At 66.5% G+C, this 22525-nt stretch carries 30 protein-coding genes; 23 read left to right on the top strand and 7 right to left on the bottom strand.

Going from position 1 to position 22525, the window contains the following annotated elements:
• Positions 1 to 12: 12 nt before the first annotated feature.
• From ACQR03_RS06600 to ACQR03_RS06545, 12 genes are all read left to right on the top strand, one after another.
• Positions 13 to 1239, top strand: a complete 1227-nt coding sequence (locus tag ACQR03_RS06600; protein WP_434841094.1) for a phage tail tube protein — start codon at positions 13 to 15, stop codon at positions 1237 to 1239.
• A gap of 10 nt (positions 1240 to 1249) precedes the next feature.
• Positions 1250 to 1696: a branched-chain amino acid ABC transporter gene (locus ACQR03_RS06595; RefSeq protein WP_434841093.1), complete on the top strand. Its 447-nt coding sequence runs from the start codon at positions 1250 to 1252 to the stop codon at positions 1694 to 1696.
• 50 nt (positions 1697 to 1746) lie between these two features.
• Positions 1747 to 2058: a phage tail assembly chaperone gene (locus ACQR03_RS06590; protein WP_434841092.1), complete on the top strand. Its 312-nt coding sequence runs from the start codon at positions 1747 to 1749 to the stop codon at positions 2056 to 2058.
• Between the two features lie 3 nt (positions 2059 to 2061).
• The gene (locus tag ACQR03_RS06585; protein ID WP_434841091.1) at positions 2062 to 4188 is read left to right on the top strand and encodes a phage tail tape measure protein; all 2127 of its coding nucleotides are present in this window, start codon (positions 2062 to 2064) and stop codon (positions 4186 to 4188) included.
• A 10-nt stretch (positions 4189 to 4198) separates the two neighbouring features.
• Positions 4199 to 4573 (top strand): hypothetical protein, encoded by a 375-nt coding sequence (locus tag ACQR03_RS06580; protein WP_434841090.1) that lies wholly within the window; start codon positions 4199 to 4201, stop codon positions 4571 to 4573.
• Between the two features lie 66 nt (positions 4574 to 4639).
• Positions 4640 to 5164 (top strand): DUF1833 family protein, encoded by a 525-nt coding sequence (locus tag ACQR03_RS06575; RefSeq protein ID WP_434841089.1) that lies wholly within the window; start codon positions 4640 to 4642, stop codon positions 5162 to 5164.
• Positions 5161 to 5586, top strand: coding sequence for a hypothetical protein (locus ACQR03_RS06570; protein ID WP_434841088.1), 426 nt, complete (start codon positions 5161 to 5163; stop codon positions 5584 to 5586). The genes ACQR03_RS06575 and ACQR03_RS06570 overlap by 4 nt, the downstream gene beginning before the upstream one ends.
• Positions 5586 to 9521 (top strand): host specificity factor TipJ family phage tail protein, encoded by a 3936-nt coding sequence (locus ACQR03_RS06565; RefSeq protein WP_434841087.1) that lies wholly within the window; start codon positions 5586 to 5588, stop codon positions 9519 to 9521. Before ACQR03_RS06570 ends, ACQR03_RS06565 begins: the two co-directional genes overlap by 1 nt.
• A gap of 6 nt (positions 9522 to 9527) precedes the next feature.
• Positions 9528 to 10559, top strand: coding sequence for a hypothetical protein (locus ACQR03_RS06560; protein WP_434841086.1), 1032 nt, complete (start codon positions 9528 to 9530; stop codon positions 10557 to 10559).
• Positions 10556 to 10789 carry a hypothetical protein gene (locus tag ACQR03_RS06555; protein ID WP_434841085.1) on the top strand — a complete coding sequence of 78 codons (234 nt, stop codon included), beginning with the start codon at positions 10556 to 10558 and terminating at the stop codon, positions 10787 to 10789. The genes ACQR03_RS06560 and ACQR03_RS06555 overlap by 4 nt, the downstream gene beginning before the upstream one ends.
• An 88-nt stretch (positions 10790 to 10877) precedes the next feature.
• Positions 10878 to 11261: a hypothetical protein gene (locus ACQR03_RS06550; protein WP_315774851.1), complete on the top strand. Its 384-nt coding sequence runs from the start codon at positions 10878 to 10880 to the stop codon at positions 11259 to 11261.
• The gene (locus ACQR03_RS06545) at positions 11261 to 12700 is read left to right on the top strand and encodes a hypothetical protein (protein ID WP_434841084.1); all 1440 of its coding nucleotides are present in this window, start codon (positions 11261 to 11263) and stop codon (positions 12698 to 12700) included. Before ACQR03_RS06550 ends, ACQR03_RS06545 begins: the two co-directional genes overlap by 1 nt.
• 6 nt (positions 12701 to 12706) lie before the next feature.
• Here ACQR03_RS06545 and ACQR03_RS06540 read toward each other — a convergent pair whose 3' ends face one another.
• Entirely contained in the window at positions 12707 to 14872 is a 2166-nt protein-coding gene (locus ACQR03_RS06540; RefSeq protein ID WP_434841083.1) for an acyltransferase family protein, read from the bottom strand.
• A gap of 27 nt (positions 14873 to 14899) precedes the next feature.
• Here ACQR03_RS06540 and ACQR03_RS06535 point away from each other — a divergent pair, with 27 nt between their 5' ends.
• Genes ACQR03_RS06535 through ACQR03_RS06490 form a run of 10 tightly spaced genes read left to right on the top strand, consistent with a single transcriptional unit; the run spans position 14900 to position 19258 of the window.
• Positions 14900 to 15850, top strand: coding sequence for a glycoside hydrolase family 19 protein (locus tag ACQR03_RS06535; RefSeq protein WP_434841082.1), 951 nt, complete (start codon positions 14900 to 14902; stop codon positions 15848 to 15850).
• A 22-nt stretch (positions 15851 to 15872) separates the two neighbouring features.
• A complete protein-coding gene (locus ACQR03_RS06530; protein WP_434841081.1) occupies positions 15873 to 16073 on the top strand; it encodes a hypothetical protein in 201 nt (66 codons plus the stop codon).
• Between the two features lie 2 nt (positions 16074 to 16075).
• Positions 16076 to 16447 carry a hypothetical protein gene (locus ACQR03_RS06525; RefSeq protein WP_434841080.1) on the top strand — a complete coding sequence of 124 codons (372 nt, stop codon included), beginning with the start codon at positions 16076 to 16078 and terminating at the stop codon, positions 16445 to 16447.
• Positions 16447 to 16959 carry a hypothetical protein gene (locus tag ACQR03_RS06520; protein ID WP_434841079.1) on the top strand — a complete coding sequence of 171 codons (513 nt, stop codon included), beginning with the start codon at positions 16447 to 16449 and terminating at the stop codon, positions 16957 to 16959. The genes ACQR03_RS06525 and ACQR03_RS06520 overlap by 1 nt, the downstream gene beginning before the upstream one ends.
• Complete coding sequence (locus tag ACQR03_RS06515) at positions 16956 to 17162, top strand: hypothetical protein (RefSeq protein ID WP_434841078.1); 207 nt, start codon at positions 16956 to 16958, stop codon at positions 17160 to 17162. Before ACQR03_RS06520 ends, ACQR03_RS06515 begins: the two co-directional genes overlap by 4 nt.
• A gap of 57 nt (positions 17163 to 17219) precedes the next feature.
• Positions 17220 to 17537: a hypothetical protein gene (locus ACQR03_RS06510; protein WP_434841077.1), complete on the top strand. Its 318-nt coding sequence runs from the start codon at positions 17220 to 17222 to the stop codon at positions 17535 to 17537.
• A 58-nt stretch (positions 17538 to 17595) separates the two neighbouring features.
• Positions 17596 to 18159: a sterol desaturase family protein gene (locus ACQR03_RS06505; protein ID WP_434841076.1), complete on the top strand. Its 564-nt coding sequence runs from the start codon at positions 17596 to 17598 to the stop codon at positions 18157 to 18159.
• Positions 18159 to 18689: a hypothetical protein gene (locus ACQR03_RS06500; protein ID WP_434841075.1), complete on the top strand. Its 531-nt coding sequence runs from the start codon at positions 18159 to 18161 to the stop codon at positions 18687 to 18689. Before ACQR03_RS06505 ends, ACQR03_RS06500 begins: the two co-directional genes overlap by 1 nt.
• The gene (locus tag ACQR03_RS06495) at positions 18689 to 18940 is read left to right on the top strand and encodes a hypothetical protein (RefSeq protein WP_434841074.1); all 252 of its coding nucleotides are present in this window, start codon (positions 18689 to 18691) and stop codon (positions 18938 to 18940) included. Before ACQR03_RS06500 ends, ACQR03_RS06495 begins: the two co-directional genes overlap by 1 nt.
• Before the next feature lie 45 nt (positions 18941 to 18985).
• Entirely contained in the window at positions 18986 to 19258 is a 273-nt protein-coding gene (locus tag ACQR03_RS06490) for a hypothetical protein (protein WP_434841073.1), read from the top strand.
• An 83-nt stretch (positions 19259 to 19341) separates the two neighbouring features.
• Here ACQR03_RS06490 and ACQR03_RS06485 read toward each other — a convergent pair whose 3' ends face one another.
• From ACQR03_RS06485 to ACQR03_RS06460, 6 genes are all read right to left on the bottom strand, one after another.
• Positions 19342 to 20004: a hypothetical protein gene (locus ACQR03_RS06485; RefSeq protein WP_434841072.1), complete on the bottom strand. Its 663-nt coding sequence runs from the start codon at positions 20002 to 20004 to the stop codon at positions 19342 to 19344.
• Between the two features lie 57 nt (positions 20005 to 20061).
• Positions 20062 to 20352, bottom strand: coding sequence for a hypothetical protein (locus ACQR03_RS06480; protein WP_434841071.1), 291 nt, complete (start codon positions 20350 to 20352; stop codon positions 20062 to 20064).
• Positions 20353 to 20524: 172 nt separating this feature from the next.
• Entirely contained in the window at positions 20525 to 20740 is a 216-nt protein-coding gene (locus tag ACQR03_RS06475) for a hypothetical protein (RefSeq protein ID WP_434841070.1), read from the bottom strand.
• A complete protein-coding gene (locus ACQR03_RS06470; RefSeq protein ID WP_434841069.1) occupies positions 20740 to 20967 on the bottom strand; it encodes a hypothetical protein in 228 nt (75 codons plus the stop codon). The genes ACQR03_RS06475 and ACQR03_RS06470 overlap by 1 nt, the downstream gene beginning before the upstream one ends.
• Entirely contained in the window at positions 20964 to 21260 is a 297-nt protein-coding gene (locus ACQR03_RS06465; protein WP_434841068.1) for a hypothetical protein, read from the bottom strand. Before ACQR03_RS06465 ends, ACQR03_RS06470 begins: the two co-directional genes overlap by 4 nt.
• Positions 21261 to 21413: 153 nt before the next feature.
• Positions 21414 to 21656 carry a helix-turn-helix domain-containing protein gene (locus ACQR03_RS06460; RefSeq protein WP_434841207.1) on the bottom strand — a complete coding sequence of 81 codons (243 nt, stop codon included), beginning with the start codon at positions 21654 to 21656 and terminating at the stop codon, positions 21414 to 21416.
• 357 nt (positions 21657 to 22013) lie between these two features.
• Between ACQR03_RS06460 and ACQR03_RS06455 the strand changes: the two genes are divergently transcribed.
• Positions 22014 to 22397 carry a hypothetical protein gene (locus tag ACQR03_RS06455; protein WP_434841067.1) on the top strand — a complete coding sequence of 128 codons (384 nt, stop codon included), beginning with the start codon at positions 22014 to 22016 and terminating at the stop codon, positions 22395 to 22397.
• Positions 22398 to 22525 lie beyond the last annotated feature (128 nt).

Raw genomic sequence — 22525 nt, 5'->3', positions numbered from 1 at the left:
GCGAGGCCCGTCATGACCTACCAGTCCAATTTCGCCGGCTATTTCGCGTTCAAGGAGCAGTCGGGCCTCGGCTCGCAGGCGACCGGGTCGAGCGGCATCGTCTACCGCCAGACCGGCGGCCAGCCGGGCAAGCTCTCCAAGACCGCGATCCAGTCCAAGGAGATCCGCCAGGATGCGCAGCCGGTACGCGGCCGCCATGGCCAGCAGGCCTCGACCGGCGGTCCCTATTCGGGCGAGCTGTCGCTCGGTACCTTCGACCTGGTGCTCCAGGCGCTGCTGCGCGGCACCTGGGACAGCGAGATCACCAAGACGCAGGCCGATTTCACCTCGCTGACCACTGGCGCCCACACCATCCCGCTCGCCAGCGGCAATCCAATCACCATGGGCTTCCGCGTCAACGACGTGATCCAGTGCACGGGTCTGAGCGATGCCGCCAACAACGGCCGCAACCTGCGCATCACCGGACTGTCATCGACCACGATCACGGTCGCGGAGACGCTGACGGTGAATTCAACGCCGGACACGACTTGCTCGATCATCCGCCGTGGCCGCAAGGTGATCAACCCGCCGGCCGGCTCGCTGGTCAACCGCTACTTCACCGGCGAGGAGTACGACGCCGATATCGACAGCAGCAAGGTGTTCACCGACTGCTTCTGGAAGACCGGCAAGTTCTCGATGGCGCCCAACGGCATCATCATGTTCGAGGCGAGCTGGGTCGGCACCGGCCAGACCGAGGTCGACAGCACGTCATCGTCGCCGGTGCTGACCGCGCCGACCCTGACGGCGAGCATTCCGCTGGCCGCGCTGGATTCGACCCTGCGTTTCGGCGGCACCGATGTCGCCGACATCGTGTCCTGGGACCTGACGATCGAGAACAACGCGGTCGCGCCGGCGGTGGTCGGCAGCAAGATCAGCCCGACGGTGCTGCCGGGCCAGTTCCAGGCGAGCATGAACATCACCTTGCTGAAGAAGGACCATGCCTACATGACGTCCTTCCTCAACGAGGACGGCTTTTCGCTGTCGCTGCTGGCCGCAGCCAATGCCGCCGAGCCGAAGGACTTCATCTCGATCAACGTGCCGAACTTCACGCTCGGCGGCGCCGATGATTCCGCGCGCTCGACCGAGGGCGGGGCCCGCACCGTGACCATCCCGGTGCCCACCGCGCTGATCGGCCACGACAGCACCGGCGCCGGCTATGACGACACCACGGTGTCGATCCAGATCTCGAACAACTCCTGAAGGATCTCGCATGGACGCGATCGACATCGACCTGTCGCAGCTCGAGGCGCAGGACGAGGCGGCGCTCGTCATCCGCCATCCCAAGACGCGCGAGCCAACCACCTGGATCTGGACCTTCTACGGTCCTGGTCATCCGCGGACGCAGGAGGTTGCCGACCGCGCCTCGCGGCGAGTGCTGAAGCAGCTCGCCGAGCAGCGCCAGGCGCGCGCCAATGGCCGCGAATGGGTCGACGAGGAGGCGCGCACGCCGGAGCAGAACCGGGTGCAGACCATCGCCGACATCGTCGCCCGCACCAAGTCGTTCACGCCGGTCAAGCTCGGTGATGAGACCATTAGTTTCAGCGCCGAGGCGGCGACCAGCCTGCTGTCCGACCGCCGGAAGGACTGGCTGCTCGACCAGGTGATCAACTTCCTCAAGGCCGAGGAAAATTTTATTCAGCCCTCTGCGACGAGCTGAGGGCCTACGCCGCCAGAACCTTCGCGCTCGATGCCGTCGGCGCCAATGGCGTGACGGTGCGGGAGCTCTACCAGGGCCTCGCGCGCCGCGCCCGTAACCCGCGACGCCGGGCCGAGTACCAGGCCATGCTGGCCTGTCCGCCGTTCCCTGCGGCGCTGGGGCACGTCTGGACGGCCTTCAGCCGCCTCAGCGCGCGGCGCGGCAGCAACGGGTTTTCCATCAACCCGATCGGCTGGCCCGATATCGATGCCTTCCTGCGGCTGTCGGGCCTGCGCCTGGCGCCGTGGGAGATCCGGCTGATCGAGCAGCTCGACGATCTCTATCGCGCCGAGACCAACAAGGCTCATGCGGAGCCGGAGTGAGCGATGTCCCAGGTCGTGACCGAGCTGACGATCGACGCCGACACCGCCGGCGCCGATCGCTATTCGCAGGCGATGGACCAGGTCGCGGAGTCCGCGGGAAAGGGCCTGTCGTCGGCGCAGGGCGTGGCGCTCGCGATCGCCGGCGTCAGCGTCAGCGCCGTCGGCGCCGTCGCCGGCCTGCGCGGCTTCGTCGACTATGTCGGCAACCAGACCCAGTCGCTGGTCGAGCTCGAGGATCATGCGACCCTGGCCGGCGTCAGCGTCCGCGAGTTTCAGGAGGACCTGTTCGCCGCGCGCTCGAAGGGACTGACGGAGAAGGACTTCGTTTCCGGCTTCGACAAGATCGCCGCCGACCTCCAGCAGGCCGGCCAGAACGCGACCGAGTTCTCGAAACTGTTCGAGGCCAACGGGCTGTCGATCCGGCAGTCCAACGGTGAGCTGAAGACGACCAAGCAGGCGCTGTCGGACATCATGGGGCTGGTCCAGAACGCCTCGCCGGCCGTGCAGCAGCAGGTCGCGCGCATCGTCGGCCTGTCGCAATCCTGGCTGCCGGTGCTGCGCGCCGGCAGCGACGAGTTCGAGCGGCAGAAGCAGCGCGCCGCCGATCTCGGCGTCATCATCGAGGACTCCACGATCTCAAAGGCCAAGGAGTTCAACAGCCAGTGGAAGGAAGCGGTCGCGACCTGGGATCTGCAGTTCAAGGCCTCGGCGAACAGCATCCTGCCGCTGCTGACGCAGATGGCAAAGATCGCCACGGGCATGATCGACACCATCGGCAGCGTCTCCGGCACCGTCGGGCGCTGGCTGACGCCGACCGACCAGTTGACCACGGCGCAGCTCAGCGACCAGATCGGCGAGGCCAAGCGGCTGCGCGAGATGGTCGAGGGCCTGGGAGGCTCGGCGAGCGGAGACAGCTTCAAGAGCTTCCGGGCGCGCACCTTGGCGGGCTCGCTCGGCCTGCCCGAAGATCTCTCGACCAGCGACGTCGATGCCTACATCAGCAAGCTGCAGAAGCTGCGCGACGACCGGGCGCAGCGGATCCCGATCAGCCCGAGCGGCGACGGCTCGACCACCTTGCCCTACATGGGCCAGGCCGACGCGGTCGACAAGGCGATGGACGCCTTGCGCAGGCACACCGAGCGCCAGTTCGCGGATGCTCAGGCGATCGGCCTCGGCGACGCCGCGCTGGCGCGCTTCCGCGCCCAGGCGGCAGAGACGGCCGCGGTGCAGGCCAATGGCGGCAAGGAGACGGCGGAGCAGGCGGCCAAGTTCGCCGCGCTGCGCGAGCAGGCGGCCGCGGCGGCTGACGCGCTGGCGCGCGCCAAGGTCAACTCGCAGATCGAGTTCGGCCAGCGGACGGCGCTGCTGTCGCAGCAGGACGTGCAGATCGCCAACCAGCTCAAGGGCATCTATGGTAACGACGTCACCCGTGCGCTCAACAGCACAGAGGCCGCGGCACTGCGCACCAACGAGGCCTTCCGTCAGGTGTCCTCGACCGTCGAGAGCGAGCTGACCTCCGGCCTGACCGACATCGTCAGCGGCTCGAAATCGGCAGGCGATGCCTTCGCGGACATGTCCAAGATGATCATCAAGTCGATCGAGCAGATGATCATCAAGCTGACGATCATCGATCCGCTGATGAAGAGCCTGCAATCGAGCATCGGCGGCGGTGGCGGTCTCTTCAGCTTTGGCGGAGGAGGAGGTGGCGGCAGCGGCACGGGCCTCAGCCTCACCTCGACCGGCGGCCTGTATCACTCCGGCGGCATCGTCGGAGCCGAACCGACGGCGATGCGGGCCGTGGCGGCCAGCGTGTTTTCCGGTGCGCCGCGCTTCCATGGCGGCGGCGTCGCCGGCGACGAGGTGCCGGCCATCCTGCAGAAGGGCGAGGCGGTGTTCACCCGCGGGCAGATGGCCGCGCTCGGCGCGGCCAATAGCAACGGCCGCGCGCCGAACGTCATCATCAACAACCACACCGACGCCAAGCCGCAGGTCGCGGTGGGCAGCAATGGCGACGTCACCGTGACCTTGAAGAAGGCCGTTGACGATGCCGTGGGCGACTCCCTGTCGACCGGCACGGGGCGCCGCGTGCTCAATGCGCAGTACGGCGTGAAGCCGTTCACCGGACAATGAGGGCGGGGCGATGACCTTACCTGCCTGGCCGATCGCGACCTATGCGCCGCAGCAGGACAGCTTCCAGCCGATCCAGCGCATGCGCGATCCGCTCGCGACCGACATGGAAGGCGGCAACACCAGGCAGCGGAAGCGACCTGGCGACAACGTCGGCACATTGACGCAGACGGTCTGGATGACGATGGCCGAGCACGACACCTTCGTCGACTGGGTCAAGATGACACTCGGCAACGGCACGGGGCGGTTTACGATGAATGTCTGGCTCGGCAGCGCCTTCGTCAGCAAGACCTGCCAGTTCATCAAGCCGGGGACGCAGCTGACCTATGCCTATCTGACCACCGACGTCGTCGCGGTCACCATGTCGCTGCGCGTCTACGGTGTGTAGCGCGTGGCCCGCAAAAGTGGGCACCTGTTTTGCGAGCAGGCCACGCGCCAGAAGAGACACTGACCGATGCCGACCCATAGCGAGGCGCTGCTCGAGGCCTATGCGTCATGTCCGCCGAATGAGGACGTCTACATCACCTTGGAGATCTGGCAATCGTCGTTCGACCAGCCGGCGCGAGTCGTCGCCAATGTCGCTGACGACATGACGTTCGGCATCGAGCCGGGCGCGGTGCGCAATGCCGGGGAGACCGTGACCTTCATCGCCTGCCCGTTCACGGCCGAGTATCCCGAGCAGCGCGAAGGACAGCCGCCGGCGAGCCGGATCACGATCGACAACGTCGCGCGCGAGCTGGTGCCGAAGATCCGCGCCGCGCAGGCCGTGCGCGAGTACATCACGGTGATCTATCGCGAGTATCTCGGCTCCGACCTGACCGAGCCGGCCTATGGCCCGGTCGAGTTCGAGCTGCGCACCGTCGAGATGACCGGCACCAAGCTGACCGGTACGGTCATGGTCAAGAACCTGATGAACAGGCGCTTTCCGAAGCGCGACAAGAACTACGACTATCAGCAGTTTCCGAGCCTGTTGCCATGACTGCCGCCGCGAGCCGTTCCGAATTCCTCGCGCCCCTGATCGGCGAACCCTGGTCCTGGCGGGCCCGCAATTGCTGGGAGTTCGCGGCGCATGTCCAGCGCGAGCTGTTCGGCCGGACGCTGCCCAGCGTGGCCGTGCCGGACGAGCCGAAATGGCGCTGGATGATTGCCGAGATCGGCCGCAATCCGGAGCGCGCCCGATGGCGCGAGGTGGAGCAGGGGCCGCATGGCCTGATCACGGCCGCCGACGGCGCGCTGGTGCTGATGGGGCGGTTCGCCGGCGCCGGCCACATCGGCGTCTGGCTCGCGGCCGAGCGCAAGGTGATCCACTGCGACCGCCGCAACGGCGTGTGTTGTGAGGACGTTCAGGCCCTGAGGTCGCAGGGCTGGATCAGCATCTCGTTCTGGGAGCCGAACGGGTGATGGTAAGGCGCACGAAGGTCAGCGAAGGCGCAGCTTGCGCCGCCTATGTTCGCGATGCCAGCCGCGGGCCGGCGCGCGGCCGCGCGCGATCGCGCGACAGGCGGTCGCGCGCGCCGGCGGCGGTGATGCGGCCCGTCGTGCACCTGGTGATGCCGGGCCTCGAGGTCGCCAGCGCCGTGCCGCGCCCGCGCGAGACCGTGGCGGCGTTCCTGCGCCGCACCGGGTGGGCGCGCCGCGACAGCCGGCACGGTTGGCAGTTCGCTAGGGGCCTGCCGACCATCCTTGAGGTCAATGGCGAGGCGGTGCTGCGCGCCGACTGGCGCCGGCGCCGCATCGGCGCCGCTGATAGCGTGCGCTTCCTGTCGTTCCCGCGCGGCGGGGGCGGAGGCGGCCGCAACCAGGGCAAGAGCGTCATCGGCCTGGTCGCGCTGATCGCGGTGGCGGCGTTCGCGACCTTCATCACCGGCGGCGGCGCCGCGGCGCTGCTCGGCGCCTCGTTCGGCGCAGGCACCTTTGGCGCAGCGGCGCTGGGGGCGGCGATCGGCCTCGGCGGCTCGCTGCTGATCAACGCGCTGACCGCGCCCAAGGCCGGCGCCACCAACACCCCCTCGGCGACGCAGGACCAGATCTATTCGGTTGCGGCGCAGGGTAACACCGCGCGGCTCGGCCAGCCGCTGCCGGTCTGGTACGGCCGGCTCAAGCGCTATCCGGAGTTCGCCGCCACGCCCTGGGGCGAGTTCGTCGCCAACGATCAGTATTTGAACGTGCTGCTGGCGACGACGATGGGCAGCCTCGAGCCGGAGGCGCTCTACATCGATGACACGCTGCTCTGGCATGCCGGCACCGGCATCGAGCCCGGCTTCGACTGCCAGCTCGCGTTCTATGAGCCGGGCCAGACCGTCACCTTGTTTCCGGTCAATGTCGACCAGTCGGCGGAGGTCTCCGGCCAGCAGCTCCCGTCGGGCTCGGGCACGTCGGGCGGCTTCTACGGTCCGGCCGGCGTCCATTTCCCGCCGTTCGGCCGCTCGCCCGGCGCCTGGCTCGGCGGCTTCGCGGCCAACCCGGCCGGCACGGACGCGCAGGCGATCGCGACCGACTTCGTGTTTCCGTCGGGCTGCTACACCTACAACAAGGACGACGGCAACATCGGCTATTCGACCGTGGGTCTCACGGCCGAATATGCGCCCTGCGACGATCTGGGCATCGCGACCGGTCCTTACGTCACGCTGTTCGCGATCGAGCGCTCCTATGCCGCGCAGTCGCCGATCCGCGACAGCGTCAAGGTCGACGTCTCGCCCGGCCGCTATCTCGTCCGCTTCCGCCGCGAGGATGCCGAGCTCTCCGGCCAGGACGGCAACAACGCCGTGATCTGGGCCGGCCTGCGCACCTTCCTCGCCGGCGCCAATTCCTTCGCCGACGTTTCGACGGTGGCGCTGCGCATCAAGGCTTCGCAGTCGACGCAAGGCAGCTACAAGTTCGGCGTGCTCGGCACCCGCAAGCTGCCGGTATGGACGGGAGCGGCCTTCGCGACGCAGGCGACGCGCAACCCCGGCTGGGCGTTCCTCGACGCCGTGGTCAATGCTGGCTACGGCTCGGGGCTATCGATCTCCAAGGTCGATTTCAACGCCGTGGTCGCCTTTGCCGCCGGCTGCGCCAGCCGCGGCGACCAGTTCGACTACCGTTTCGACACCGCGGTCGCGGTGCCCGAGGCGCTCGACAAGATCCTGACCGTCGCCCGCGCCCGCCACTTCTGGCTCGGCGACACCGTCTCGATCGTGCGCGACGAATGGCGCGACGTGCCGTCGCTGCTCCTGACCGACCGGGAGGTGGTCCGGGATTCCACCTCGATCGGCTTCCAGATGCTTGGCGACGAGGATCCGGACGCTGTCACCATCGAGTATATCGACGAGACCACCTGGTTGCCGGCCTCGGTCCAGTATCCGCCGGATGATCTCACCTTCACGGCGACCTTTCCGGAGGTGCGCCGCATCGACGGCATCGTCACCCGCGCGCAGGCGTTCCGGGAGGCCGCGTTCTACTACCTCGCCTCGATCTACCGCCGGGAGACGCCGAGCGTCCGCGTCGAGTATGAGGGCCGCGCGATCACGCTCGGCTCGGTGCTGCGGCTGCAGTCCGAGCTGCCGGAGGCCTACGGCCAGGGCGGCGCCGTGACCTCGGTCGCGGTCCGCACCTTGACGCTCGATCCGGCGCCCGTCTGGGGGACCGGGCCGTACTACATCCGCCTGCGCCGTCCGAACGGCACATGGTTCGGCCCGGTGGTGGCGACGCAGGGCGCGGACGCGAGCCTCGCCGTGCTCGACGCGGCCAGCCTGGCGAGCGCGGAGACCGCGCAGTCGACGACATTGTCGGCCGTGCTGGCGCGCGCCGATGGAGCCGAGGATCCGTCGTTCGAGTTCGGCAACGGCACCTCGTCGTCGAAGCTCTGCGTCGTGCTCAATGGCACGCCGTCGGGCGAATATGCCACGCTCTCGCTGGTCGTGGACGACGAGCGCGTACACGCCACCGACCTCGGCAGCCCGCCGCTGCTGCCGGTCGGCCAATTCCCGGCGAACGACAAGGTGCCGTTGATCGCCGGCCTCAACGCCAATTTCGGCCAGGGCGCGATCGAGCCGAAGTTGTCGGCGTCGTGGTTTCCGGCGGCCGGCGCGCTCTACTACATCGCCGACGTTTCCTATGACGACGGCGTGCACTGGCAGCAGGTCTATGAGGGCCAGGACAACCAGTTCTCGGCGGTGGTGTCGCTCGCCGCGGTGAAGCTGCGGGTGCAGGCGGTCAACACCGCCGTGCGGGGACCGTATTCGACCGTCGACGTGCTGGCGCCGACCATCGCGGCGATCCCGCAATCGGTGGCGCTAACCTCGCTGATCGAAGGCCTGCAATTCCAGGTCACGACCCTGCAGGACGAGATCAAGGCGGCGCTCGACGACGTGACGCAGCGGATCGCGGCGATCAGCTCCAACCAGGATGCGCGCAACTGGGTCGACAAGAAGCAGATCCGCACCCAGCTGTTCGCGATGGCCGGCGATGCCAAGGCGCAGATCGAGATCCTGCAGCAGGCGATGGTCGACCAGGATCTGGCGTTTGCCAGCTATCAGGCCGAGGTCTCGGCGACCTTCGGCCCGGCGTTCTCGTCGGCTTCCACGGTGTCGTCGGCCGTCGCCGAGCTCGACGGCTATGCCGCGGCGTCCTGGGCCGTGACGGTCAACGTCAACGGCGCCATCTCGGGGATCCGGCTGGTCAACGGCAGCAACTCGGGCAGCGTCCTCAACTTCCTCGCCGACCGCGTCCAGATATCGCTGCCCTCGGTCAATGGCGGCGTGCCCTACAGCCTGTTCACGACCGGCGTTGTCGGCGCGACGCCCTCGGTCGTCATCAACGGCAACCTGCTCGCCAACGGCACGATCACGGCGCCGATGATCCAAGCCGGCGCGGTCCAGGCCGTGCACATCCAGGCCGGCTCGATCTCGACGACGCAACTGGCCGTCAACGGCGTCGACCTGCCGAACATCATCGACGGCGCGGTGTCCTCGACCCAGGTGTTCGCGACGCCGGCCAAGACCGATGACTTCTCCGACTTCCTCAACATCACCACGGTGATCAAGTCGGGCAAGGCGACGATCGCCTACGAGGCGCAGTGGTCGAACGCCTCGTTCAACTATGGCGGCACGCGGCCGTTCTCGCAGATCGACCTGCTGGTCGACAACGTCGTCGTGAAGTCGTGGAGCTGGATCCACATGCTCAACCCGTTCGGCGGCGGCTCGCCGCTGTTCGAGCTGTATCTGCCGATCTCCATCCGCCACACCCAGGCCAGCCTTGCCAACGGCGCGCATAATTTCCGGATGCGCGTGGTCTCGACCGGGGCGCGGTTCTCGCTCGCCGGCGGCCAGGTCTACATCACCGATTTTCGCAGGTAGGGACGCATGGCCTTTCCGAGCTACGCGACAGGCACGGTCGCGGTCGCCAATGGCGATACGGTGATCGTCGGCACCGGCACGATCTGGTCCGGCGTCAACGTGCGCGCCGGCGACGACATCGTCATCGCCGGCCACACCGTCATCATCGAGGACGTCACCGACGAGACGCATCTCGTCATCGACGCCTGGCCGTACACCACGGTGACGGCGGGCACGGCCTACAAGATCGTGCAGCGCTCGCCGCTGCGCTTCGCCGGCGGCCAGGCGATGGCCGACGTCTCTGCGCTGGTCGCGATTCTCAACGGCATGGGCACGATCTACGCGGTCACGGGCGAGGCGCCGGACCCGTCGATCGGCGAGGACGGGCAGTATGCGCTCAAGACCAACACCGGCCTCTGGAAGCTGTGGCTCAAGGTCGCCGGCGTCTGGGTAGCCCAGGGCAATCCCGCGGGCACCTCGACCAACCGCGGCGCCTGGGACAGCGTCACGGACTACATCGCCTCCGACATGGTCTCGCGGCTCGGCTCGAGCTACATCGCCAAAGCGCCGAGTACCAACAAGCCCCCTGAGAGCAACCCGTCGTTCTGGGACCTGGTCGCTGGCAAGGGCGACCCAGGCAGTCAGGGGCCCCAGGGCGCGCCCGGCACGGCCGCCACGATCACGATCAGCTCGACCACGACCCTGCCGGCCGGCTCCAACGCGACCGTCACCAATCTCGGCACGTCCTCGGCCGCCAGCCTCGCCTTCGGCATCCCGCAGGGCGCGCAGGGCGCCCAGGGCGTCCAAGGACTGCAAGGGCAGGGGCTCAGCTACGATGCATCCGGCACGCTGGCAGAGCGCGCCACCTATGACGGCCAGACCACCGGCTATGCCTTCCTGCAGACCGACGTGTCGCCTTTCCGGCTCTGGGTGAAGGCCTCCAATACCTCGGCTGATTGGGCCGGGCCGACGCCGATCGGCGCCAGCGTGCCGGTCCTCAGCATGGGGTCGATTGCCGATCCCGTCATCGCAACATTCAGCTGTGGGTCCATCGCATGACGACGCATACGCAATTCGGGTTTGGCTTCGGCACAGCTGCGCAGATCGGGGGCTACACCGGACTGCAATTCGAGCCGGTCTACGACACCGACAACCAGAGAGTTGTCGTCATGCTCGGCACTGGAGCCGGCAACAAGGTCGCGATGGCCAGTGAAGCGTTCGTCACCACCGCGATCGCCGGCGTCAGCGCCGGCGCCAACGCTTTCCTGCAGTGGTCGACCTGCACCTGACCGACGAACGACGCGGGCGCCACGCTCTCCTCCGTCATGGCCGGGCTTGACCCGGCCATCCATCCTCTTCGCAACAAGGATCCAACCCATGGCATCGGCTCCCGTCTTCGTCGGTACCCCCAAGACCTGGCAGGCCGCGCTGTCGGCCGCCAACACCAATCGCGACGGCACCGGCACGCTGGTGACGGTGGTCAGCGCCGGCGGCTCGGGCTCGCGCATCGACAGCCTGCGCGCCGTCGCTTCGGGCACCACGACGGCCGGCGTCATCCGGTATTTCCTGAATGACGGCACCAACAAGTATCTCCTCAAGGAGCGGCTGGTGACCGCGATTACGCCATCGGCGACGATCGCCGTGTTCGAGGACGATGTCAGCTTCGCCAACGGCCTGGTGCTGCCGACCGGCTGGTCGCTGATGGCCTCCACCCACAACGGCGAGGCATTCAAGGTGTTCGCGCAGGGCGGAGACCTCTGATGACCAACCACGCCTCGTCGTTCCCGGCGACCCCGCAGTTGCCGCCGCTGCACCGCTATGGCGGCGTGCTCGCCTCGAATCCCGAGCTCGCCATGAGCGCCATGGGCGACGCCTATTGGGTCGAGGGCACCGGCACCGTGCGCGGCCTGCCGGGCTGGCCCAAGGGGCCGCCGATCCATCTCTATCTGGTCGGCAACCCGACCTTCGTACACTCCTCGAAGCTGCTCATGCCGGGATCGCAGAACTACACGTTCTCGCCTGGCGATTCCTGCTGGGCGCTGCCGCTCGGCGACGGTGTGTGGCGGGTTATCTCGATTGGCATTGCCGCGCTTAGCCCGACTTCCGGCTGGCGCAACAAACAGACCTTAGCAAAGACCGCCGCATATTCGGTTGTGACTGGCGACGCCGGCTCGACCCTGCACGTGGGAAATAACGCCTTTTTCGAACTGACGTTCGGCGCCGCGTCGAGCTATCAATCGGACTTCTCGGTGATGGTGCGCAACACGGATTCATATTCCGGCGTCGGCACGGGACGCGGAAAGCGGATCAATCTGAACGGCACAACCTTCATTCTCTACCCCGGCCAGAATGTCCAGATCTTCAGTGCCAATGATGGATCTGGACCCGTTTGGGACTGGTTTCCGAAGAAGCAGAGATGGGCGCAAGGGAATGTGACGTTCTGCTGCGATACCGGCAGCACCGGTGCGCGCGGAACGGTCGACGGGTTGGCGTCAGGCGCGAGCGCCTTTGTCAACATTCAGGACGCGGCTTCGGCCATCTACTATGACTCGGATATGCAGGGGTCGTCATCCACGATCGCGCTGACGGCGGGCCAGACCTTCGCGCAGACGCTTAGCCTCGGCGGCCAGGGCCTTGGATCAAACGTCATCAACCTGAAGGGAAATGGGGGTACTGCTACGATCCAATCGCCGAGCAGCGGCGTGGACCTCGTGTCGGTCGGCGACAATGCCGAGCTGATCATGCAGGACGTCACGCTGAATTCGCAGAACAACGTCTTCGGTAAGGCCGCCATCAAACTGCACGGAAACGGCGTCGTCGATGTTTTTGCCAATGTTCGCATCAATGGCGGCGGAGCGAACGATGTCGGCGTATACCTCGATAACGGCGCCTGCATCTTCGCCATCTTCAACATCATGACTTTCAACAATACGTTCAAAAACATCATCCGGGCGGATCGTGGCGGTCAGATCTCGCTTGGCCCGGGCATTCAGCCGACCGGCGGAATGGCCATCACGAATCTCATGGAGTTGTACGGTCCGGGCCTCACGACGGTCGGAACAGCGATCACGGGCAACGCGGCGGCCTGGGGCACACCAGGAAACATCCTGGTGGATGACGGTCATACCTTCAAGTACAACGGAACAGCGCTGCCTGCGAGTGTCACGGCTACAGGCGCTCATGGCGCTTATGCCTATTAGCTCGGATCACTCGCCAAGGCGGTTCATGATCAGCGGAGCAAGCTGTTGCCGCGCCAGCCAGATCGACGCGTGTGGTCGCAAGTGCACAGTATCCGCAGTGATGAGACCCTCTTTCGGATCGTTGCCGAGATAGCTCAAGCATCCCTCCGCGTTGCAGAACGGCTTCATCTCGTCGACGAATTCGAACGGTTCGTCAGGCCGGATCTGCGACTGAAACGCTTTGGTGAAGGCCATCAGATCATCATCGAGGTGGCCCTTGATATAGCGTGGAATCTCAGGCCAGTAGTTATCGAGAACGACCTTATAGAGGAAGGGTTTCCAGTGCGGCCGTTGCCCCAAGACGAGCACATGCTTGACGCCGTAGCCTTTTACGGTCCTCGCGAACTGGCGGATGTAGGCGATGTCGAACGAATTGTTCGATGACAGCAGCAGCACCTTTGGGGGATCGATCTTGATACGCTGTATCGCAAAATAGTTCGCCATATGACAGTGATGGGTATCGATGATGCGCTCGATCACCTCACTCACCTGGCACCCGGAACTCCAGATCAAGAGCAGTGAAACGGTCTTCGGAAGAACCTCGCTGAGACCGTAGTATAGATCGGATGCGTTCGAGTCTCCGAGGATCATGATGCTCTGCTCGGAATGGCGAGTATAGCAGTTCGGATCAATGGCGGCGCGCGGAGCAATCGTCGGAATTTTGGAGTCCCAGGCGTAGAAGTTGCACTGGTTCTGCGAGATGTAATTGATGTACTCAGCCTGCAGCCTCGGTGAGCCCACATTGAAATAGTCAGCGTAGGCAGCCTTGTCCTGCTCGAGCCGGCCCGGAAAGCCCTTGCCGAGGACGTCGACGATCCCGAACGCGCCGATCGCGGCCATTGCTGTCACCAGGGCGGGAATCGAAGCCTTTCTCGCGCGCTGCCCGAACCGGATGGGCTTTTCGACCAGCTGATAGGTAAGCCACGCCAGCACGACGGAGGCTGCGACAAGGGCGAGCACGAGCTGTGGTGGCGGCGCGACGTTGCCGAAATGGAGCCGTGCGAAGGTCAGCAGGGGCCAATGCCAGAGATAGAGAGGGTAGCTGATCAGCCCGAACCAGACCAGGATCCTGCTGGAGAGCACCCAGCGATTGAGCCACGCCTCGGGGCCGGCGAGAATGAGAAGATAGGCGCCGGTCGCCGGCAACAGAGCCCACCAGCCGGGAAACTCATGTCGCCGTGTGATCACGACGACCGATGAGAGGACGAGAGCCATGCCCAGTGTTGAGATGACATGGCGGTAGGCGCGATCGGGATCGGTGTTGGCGTCGCGTTCGAAGAAGATCGTTGTCAGCGCAATGCCGATCGTGCGTTCGATCCAGGCCGCGGCTCTAGATGGGAACAGGGTCAGGTTCGCGAGGCTTGCGCCGGCCGCGAGCTCCCAGAGGCGTGATGCCGGCGAGTAGAACGCGGCGACCGGGTCCGTCGACGTCGCCTTGATGCTGTAGACCAGGGACAACGCCAGAATGGCCGCGATCAGGACGAAGCGATTGAGGCGACTTCGCCAGGCGAGCAACATGAGAGCCGGCCAGACCAGATAGAACTGCTCCTCGACACCGAGCGACCACAGATGCAGCAGGACCTTGGTGTCAGATGCGACGTCGAAATAGTTGGCCTCTTGCCAGAGGGCGAGATTGGCAACGAATCCCGCACCTGCGGCGGTGTGCTTTCCGAGCCGGGCGAAATCATCCGCCCAGAACAAGAGGCCGCCGGCGACTAGGCAGCAGGTCAGCACGATGATCAGCGACGGGAAGATGCGGCGCACGCGCCGGGCATAGAAGTTCGTCAGCGTGAAGCGTTTGGCGGCAAGGTCGGTGAGGATGATGGACGTGATCAGGTAGCCTGAGATCACGAAGAAGATGTCGACGCCGACGAAGCCGCTGCGGAGCAGATTTGGAAAGGCGTGGAACGTGACGACGGACAACACCGCGATAGCGCGGAGCCCGTCGATATCAGCACGATAGTGAGTTGCGTGATCGATGATCCGGCCATCGATGCCGGAGTGTTTGTCTGTCCCGTGCACCTCGGATGCCCCCTTGCCCCGGCCTCCGGCGGTCGCCGAGTAGGCGATTTCTTTTAACACCACAACCTCTGGAAAGTCGACCGATCCTGGATTGGAGCCGGCGACCTGCACCGTTTTCCCTCCATCGGAGCCCCCGACATGATCGAGCTGACGCGCGAAACCCTGCGCGCGGTGTTCCCGCGCGCGCCTGAGGCCGTGATCGAGGCGTTCGTCGCCAGGCAGGAGGTGCTGACCAAGGTCGGCGTCAACGCGACGCGGACGCGGCTGTCGTACTTCTTCGCCAACCTCGAGCACGAATGCGGAGGCTTCGCGCTGAAGGGCCTCACCGAGAGCCTGGCGTACACGCCGGAGCGGATGGCGCAGGTCTGGCCCAACCGCTTCGCCTCGGCCGCGGCCGTGCGGGCGCGGTTCGGCACCGCGCCGGGCTGGCAGCTCAAGGCGTTCGACGAGATCTACGGCGGCCGCATGGGCAACCGGCCCGGCAGCCATGACGGCTCGACCTATATCGGCCGCGGCGGCCCGCAATGGACCGGCCGCGACGGCTATCGGGAATGCGAGGCGCGGACCGGCGTGCCGGCGGTCGATCGTCCCGAGGCGGTGTCGCAGCTCGAGCGGCAGCCGGAGATCTGCGCCGCGTTCTGGGACTGGAAGGGCCTCAACGCCAAGGCCGACGCCGGCGACTTCAAGGGCTGCGTCAGGCTCTGGAACGGCGGCAGCAACGGCCTGGCCGACCGGCTGCATCTGATGGCTGGCAACGACCCGATCATCGCCCGGATGGCCTCGGTCGACCGGATCCTGCCGGTGGCGAAGAGCATGCCGGGCAGCCCGCCGACGGCCAAGCCGCCCAAGGACGTCGTCGACGCCGCCACGGCCAAGGAGCGCCGCCTGCGCACCGTCGCGACCGGGGCGGCCGGAACCACCGTGGCGGCCGGCGCCGGCCACGAGGGCGCGCGGCAGGGCACGGAGTCGCCGACGCCGCTGCCGCCGGCGGCCGTGGCGGCCGTCGCCGGCCTCGCCGTCGCGCTGGCGATCGCCGCGACGATCCTGCTGGCGCGCAAGCGCGCGGCCGTCATCGCCAACTGGTTCTGATCGCCGCGCGGAGGATTCCGACATGCCCCGCCATTTCGGCCTGCCGCCTTCGGCGCCGCGGCGATGCGGCCCCGGACCGATGAGCCGCGGCGAGCTCGCGCTCGGCCTGCTGCTCTGCGTCGTCTTTGCCGCCGCATGTCTCGGCGCCGGCGCCTGGCTGCTGCGCGCGGTGGTCGACCGCGCCGAATTCATCTCCGTGCTCCCGACCCCTGAAAGGAACTGACCATGCTGCTGTGGATCCTGCTCGGCGCCGTTGCGCTTGCTGTCGTCTATGTCGTCGCCATCCGGCCGGTGCTGCGCGCGATGCCGGCGTTCAAGGCGTTCTATGCCGAGGCCGATGGCTTCTGGGCCAAGGCCTGGGCGCTGTGCGGCCGTTCGGCGACCATCGCGTCGGGCTACGCGGTGCTGCTGCCGTCGATCGTGATGGAGGCGATCGACCGGCTCGCCGTGCTGCTCGGTGATCCCAGCCTCAACCTCAAGCAGATGATCCTCGACGGGCTGCAGTCCTATCCGTCGCTGGTGTCCGCCGCCGGCGTCGTCATCGGCATCATCTTCATCGTCGCGCGCCTGCGCTCGATCAACAAGGCGGTGCAGTGATGGCGCTGATCGCCGGCTTTCTCACGGGCGGCCTCAGCCTCATCCTGTCGTTTCTCGGCCCGCTCGTTCCCGGTCTCGCCGCGACCATCGGCGACACGATCATCAAGGCCAGGCAGACGCAGGCCGCGCGTGAGGGCAAGCAGGACGAGGCGGCCGTCTCGTTCGGTCATTCGTGGCTGGCCTCGGTGACGGAGGCCAACCGCTCGCGCGCCGAGGCGCGCAAGAACGAGGGCGCCTGGGGTCCGATGGGCATCGTCACGTTCCTGATCGGCCTCGCGCTGGCCTATCACGTCTGGCTGGTCGTGCTCGACTCCTCGCCGTTCTATCCGGTGCCGGCGCTGCGGTTCTATGTGGTGCCATGGTTTGAATGGCAGGCGCACAAGGTCGGCTCATGGGGCGTCGAGACGCTCGGCAAGCTGCACGAGACCGAGCTGGCGATCCTGCAGGCGCTGTTCTACGTCGCGCCGCCGGCGGCGGCCATCGCCATCGCGGCCAAGGCGTTCCGGCGATGAGGCGGCTGATCACCAGGCTGAAGCGGCTGTTCTGCCGACATTGGTTCGACGTGGTCGAGCGCGAGACGCAATTCTCGACGGGCCCGATGATCTGCTTCGAGGTCAAGACGTGGGTTGGCACTTTCCAGGATCGGACCTGCTCGAAATGCGGGCTGGTCGAGACGCGGCGTGTGGGCGAGGCGAAGTTCATCGGGTGGTGTTGAGTTGCGTCATCGCAAAGCAACAGCGCCCGGCGACGGGCCAACAGGTGGGAATGACACGTGAGCCAATCGGACAAGGGCGCTGACAGGACGGTCAGCGAAAAGCTCGTCGACAGCGTGCTGCTCAAGGCCTGGTCGCGGGCCAGCATGATCGTCGCGACCACGGTGCTGCTGCCGATCGGTTTCTCGATCGGCAATCGCGCCATCTCGTCGATGGACCAGATCGCCGAGAAACTCGACCAGATGCGGATCGCGCAGATCGAGCAGTCCGCCAAGATCGAGGCCCTGCGCATGCAGCTCACGGTGCAGCAGCAGGGCCTCGCCGACCACGAAGCGCGCGTGCGGCAGCTCGAGCGCAGTCCGGTTCTGCGTCAGTAGCTATCCCTCGTCATGGCCGGACTTGATCTGGCCATCCATCACACAAGGACATCACCCCATGACGTGGCTCATCCAGGCCGCGCGGCTGGCGCTGCGCGGCGGTGCCTTCGCGCAGCCGAACTGGCTGTTCTGGCTCGACTTCATCCTCTATCCGCTGCTGGCGGTCGTGCTCCTCGTCTGGGATCGCCAGGCGCTCGGCTGGCTGTGGGCGCGCTGGGCCGTCACCGGCTTCCTCGGCTTCACCCTGGTCGAATACTGGATGCACCGCCTGCCGCTGCACGGGCTGCTGTATCACGGCGCGCATGAGCGGCATCACACGCATCCGGCGGAATATGTCGTGTTTCCGATCTGGTACACGCCGCTGATCTTCGCCGCCGCCTGGGCGGTGCTGCCACTGCCGGCGTTCACCGGCTTCGTCATTGGCTACTGCTGGTTCATGGCGTGGCACCATGTGCTGCACCATGTCGACCTCAACCGCCTGCCGCGCCCGGTGCGCCGCTACGCGCTGTGGCATCTCGCCCATCATCACGACGCGAGCTGCAATTTCGGCATCACCCTGCCGCTCTGGGACTATGCGTTCGGCACCTGGCGCGCGGCGCCGCCGGCCAGCGGGAGGTCGTGATGCTGTCCGCCATTGCCGTCCTGCTCGCAACCGTTGCGCTGTGCATCGTCATGGTCGGCCTATTCGGCTGGGGTCCGCCGCGCGCGGGCCAAGACGCCGCCGGTCAGACCATCCTCCGCATCCTGATGGTGGTCGTCGGCGTCCTCTCGCTGATCGCCGCGGCCGCGCTGTTTTCGGTCGCCCGGCCAGTCCATGCCCGCGATCTCGGCCAGTGGCAGAACGCCGATCCGGCGCTGCGCGCCTGGTACGAGAGCTTGATGCAGCCGGACGTCCCGACGGCGTCCTGCTGCGGCGAGGCCGATGCCTATTTCGCTGACGAGATCCACGTCCGCGACGGCAGGACCTATGTCGTCATCACCGACGATCGCCCGGACGAGCCGCGCGGCCGGCCGCATGTGCCCATGGGGACTGAGATCGAGGTGCCGCCGAACAAGCTGAAATGGGACCGCGGCAACCCCACCGGCCACGGCGTGATCTTCCTGAGCCGCAATCGCTACGTGTTCTGCTATGTGCAGCCGGGAGGGGCGTGATGGGCGGCGTCAATTCAGGGCTGCGCCGGCGCGTGTTCGCCTATCTCGATGCGGCGCAGGAGCGCGGCGTCTTCCGCGTCTCCGGCCTGTTCTGCGGTCTCGATGCCGACGACATCGCCGACGAGATCGCGCGGGATTGGGACAGCAGCGACCGCGACGGCAAACTGCTGTGGTCGCCTGGCGACAGCAAGCCGGAGGTTACTGACATCGCGCCGCACGTCGCGGCGTGGCTCGCCCGCGAGGACGACTAGAATCCGCGCCGGCCGGCAGCCGGCAATCAAGCAAGGAGAAGACCGATGACGGTCCGAGCGAAGTTCTTTGTCGAAGACATCCGCCACAACGACGTGCCCGGGACGGATCAGTATGCAACCATCACGATGAAGCCGGTGTTCGGCACCTACGCCGACGGCGACGTCGAGGGCACCAACAAATCGTGGTCGAAGTGGACGCCTTCGGGCCATCTGTCGATCACCATCACCAACCCGGATGCGATCGACGCTTTCGAGAAGGGCAAGGCCTACTATCTCGATTTCACTCCCGTTCCGATGCCGGCTGCCGCGGAAGGGTAGAGGGAGACCCAGGCCCTCTCACCAAATCCAAGTTGCTCACGATCTCGCCCGGCGACGCATGCCCGCGTTGCCGGGCTTTTTGTTCAGAACCGCGTTCCCAGAGGCTTCTTGACCGAGCGGCCGTGCTCGTCGATCCGAGCGAGGCCATAGGCATCAATGCGCCTGGCTGAGGCTTGGTTGTCGAGCCAGGCGAGCGCCTCGGCCTCGCCGTCGCATAGCCGCTGATCGCCTTCCATCTTGGTCGTTGCGCCTTTCGTTGCGAACACGGCGAAGGATCCTTGCACGCGGCCGTCGTCGAGATAGGTCAGGGTGCCGTCAAATCGAATTTTCGCTGGTGCGGTCAGCATTGGTACATCCTCGTTGAGTGGTGGCTCGCCGCGGCCGCGGCGATGCATGCGAACATGCAGGTCAGGCGGCAGGCGCGCGATCGCGATCGTGACAGCGCGCATGTAGGCCCCGAGCGACGGAAAGCCGAAGGTGCGGGCCTCGTCGTCATCGACGGGCAGGGCGACCATGACGGTCTCGCCACGCGCAAGCTTTCGGAGTTTGCCGGCGTAGTCCTCGCCGGCATCCGAGATCTTGCGCGCGAGCTGCTGCAGCTCGTTGACGGCCCCCTGCGGAGCCAGTCTTCGATCGCTGCACCAGGACTTGACGCTGTCGAGCCGGGTGTCGTGGAAGTCGGCGGCATCCTGCTGCGACAGGCCGCAGAAGTCGCGCAACAGATTGTAGACGTTCTCAAGCTCCATGATGGGCCTCCTAATCGGGCGAGGTGCGGTCCCCGTTGCCGGGGACCGCGTGGCGCGTTAGTCGTCGTGCCGCTCGAAGTCGGCGAAGGACCGGCGATCGCCGATCAGGTTCGCCTTGCGGAGGCCATCCATCGCCTTCGCATGACGGGCCGGGCGGCGGCGGTCGGGGATCATCTCGATCAGCTCGTCGGGATGAGCATTCAGCGCCTTGGCGACATGCATCAGCATCGCGCGGCTCAGCGTGCCCTTGACGGCAAGCGCTTCAAGATACTGGATGCCCAGGCGCTCGGCCTGATCGCGATGCGACTGCATCTCCTTGAGGGTGTTGCGCTTGAAGAAGTTGAACATGCGAGGGCTCCTTTGTCCCTTTTGAAGCGTCGGGCCAATCCCAACGCTGAAATCAGCGTACACTTTACGTGTACATATTGACCTCTGGAACGCGCGCGCCAGACTGAAGGACGACCTAGCGAAGATCAAGCCGGCGCCGCGTGGCCCGGCCGCCGGCCGGCCGGACTGAGGCTCACTCCATCTCCTCCGCCATCGCATCCATCAGCTTGCGCACGTCGGGCAGCTTCAGCTTGCCATCGGACGGCCGCAGATATTCCCGCAACGCCCGGCATTGCCGCGCGGCGATCTCGTCCTTGGCAAGGCCGGGAGACGCTGCGCGATAGGCCTCGAGGTCGGCCATGAATTCGCGTGCCACCTTCGGCGGCAGCTCGATCGGGCGGCGCGGCATCAGTGCCTCCGCCGCCGGGCGCGCAGCGCGATCAGCTCTTGCTCGGCGTCGTCCATCTCGGCTGGATTGATCGCAGGCGGTTCGGCCTCGCGCAGCGCGCCGTTGCAGATCGGGCAGGGATCGCCGGGTGCGCCGCAGCGGCAGCCGCGCGGACTGTCGCTCCAGGGGAGGCTGGGATGGGCTTCGCAGACGAAGCCGGTGTCGTCACAACGCAGACAGAACCTCATGACGATTCGAGTCCCGGCGGCGGATTCCGTTCCGCGGCCTTGATCACGGCAACGATGTCGCCGGCGCTGACCCAATCGAACGCCGCGCGCCGGCGGAATGCGGACTGAAAGGCGGCCTCGGGATACAGCTCCTGGAGCGCGGTGCAGGCCTCGCGCAGGTGGTGGGCAATGCGGGCCTCGGGCGTGTCGGCGACGATCAGGGGGAGCGGCAGCGCCGCGCCTGTCGCGGTGATGCCGAGCGCGCGGACCAGGACGTGACGGCGGGCAATGAGCGTGGACGCATAGGACAACATGACCAGCAACTCCGGTCTCGGAAACATTTAAGGATGTGTGGAGGTGGGCTGCGCGCAGAGGTAGTGTGATACGGAGTTCCGGATTGCGCCATGGGGACGTGTGTCCATTTTGGACAGTGCAGTGGAAAAACCCGCCGCGAGCCGCCGCTGCCATCATGGCGCGAGCTCGGCTGCGGCGGCGGCGACAAGCGCGGCGATCGCAGCGAGGTTGCCCTGTTCAAGAGCGAGGTGATGGGCCAGCGGGGTGCGCCACGCCTGGCCGCGGCGCTCGACCCGCCCGGCGCGCTCGAGCAGCGCCAGCCGGCGCAGCACGGTGGTGCGCGGCAGGCCGACGGTGGCGGCCAGGCGCGAGGCCGTCATCGGCCGGTCCGCGGTCGTGCCGACATAGACCGCCAGCGTGATCAGCAGATCGGTGAGATGGGCGCCGTGGTCGGTCTCGGCCCGGGGATGATCGAGCTGGGAAAGCTGCCGTCCGAGGTCGATCCAGAGCGCAGCAAGAATGTGCAGCCGGGATCGCAGAATCAGTGCCGGTTGGGGGAGGGACTACGCCACCAGAGTGGCAGAAAAGGCCAGCATCATGGCGCATGCGCGAAGCCAGACGTCGTGCTTCTCGACATGCAGCCCTCTCCGGGCGTGGCCGGCGCTCGCGCCCTTGACTGGGGACGATCGTCATTGCGCGGCACGCGCGACGGGCAACCATGTTGCAATCGCGCAAGGGCTGCGCTTGAGTGCCTGGGGCGTGGAGGGGTTGAAATGCGTGTCCTGGGGGTGCTGGCGCTCTGCGCCATGGTGGGCGGCTGCGCGGCGTCGGCGCCGGAGGTGCGGGCGCGGCTCGGGCAGGAATATGTCGGCAGGAATGTCGACACGCTGGTGATGAAGTGGGGGCCGCCAACCAGCAGCTTCCGCATGAACAGCGGGCAGTCGTCCTACGTCTGGCAGCTGGCGACCGAAACCACCCTGACCAGCGATCGGAGCGCGAAGACCTACGCCTGCAAGGTCAACGTGATTGCGTCGCCGACGGGCGTCATCGAGCAGCTCAATACGGAGGACCCGAACGCCGGTGATGGTCTGCTCGGCGTGATGGGAGCGTATGGCAGCATGTGCGGCGAGCGGCTGGGAATGAAGCCGCAGGGGTGAGACCTGCCTGGCGCCCGTCTCAGTTCAGATGACGCCGCAGCTTGTCGACGATCGCCCGCAGATCCTCGACATACTCTTTGACGATCTGGCGCGCCTCCTAATGCGCGGCGGTTTTTCACGGACGGCTG

The organism is Bradyrhizobium sp. HKCCYLS3070, assembly GCF_051167575.1.
Lineage (GTDB): Bacteria > Pseudomonadota > Alphaproteobacteria > Rhizobiales > Xanthobacteraceae > Bradyrhizobium.
Note: the sequence above shows the minus strand (reverse complement) of the source record. Positions and strands in the feature narration are given on the sequence as shown.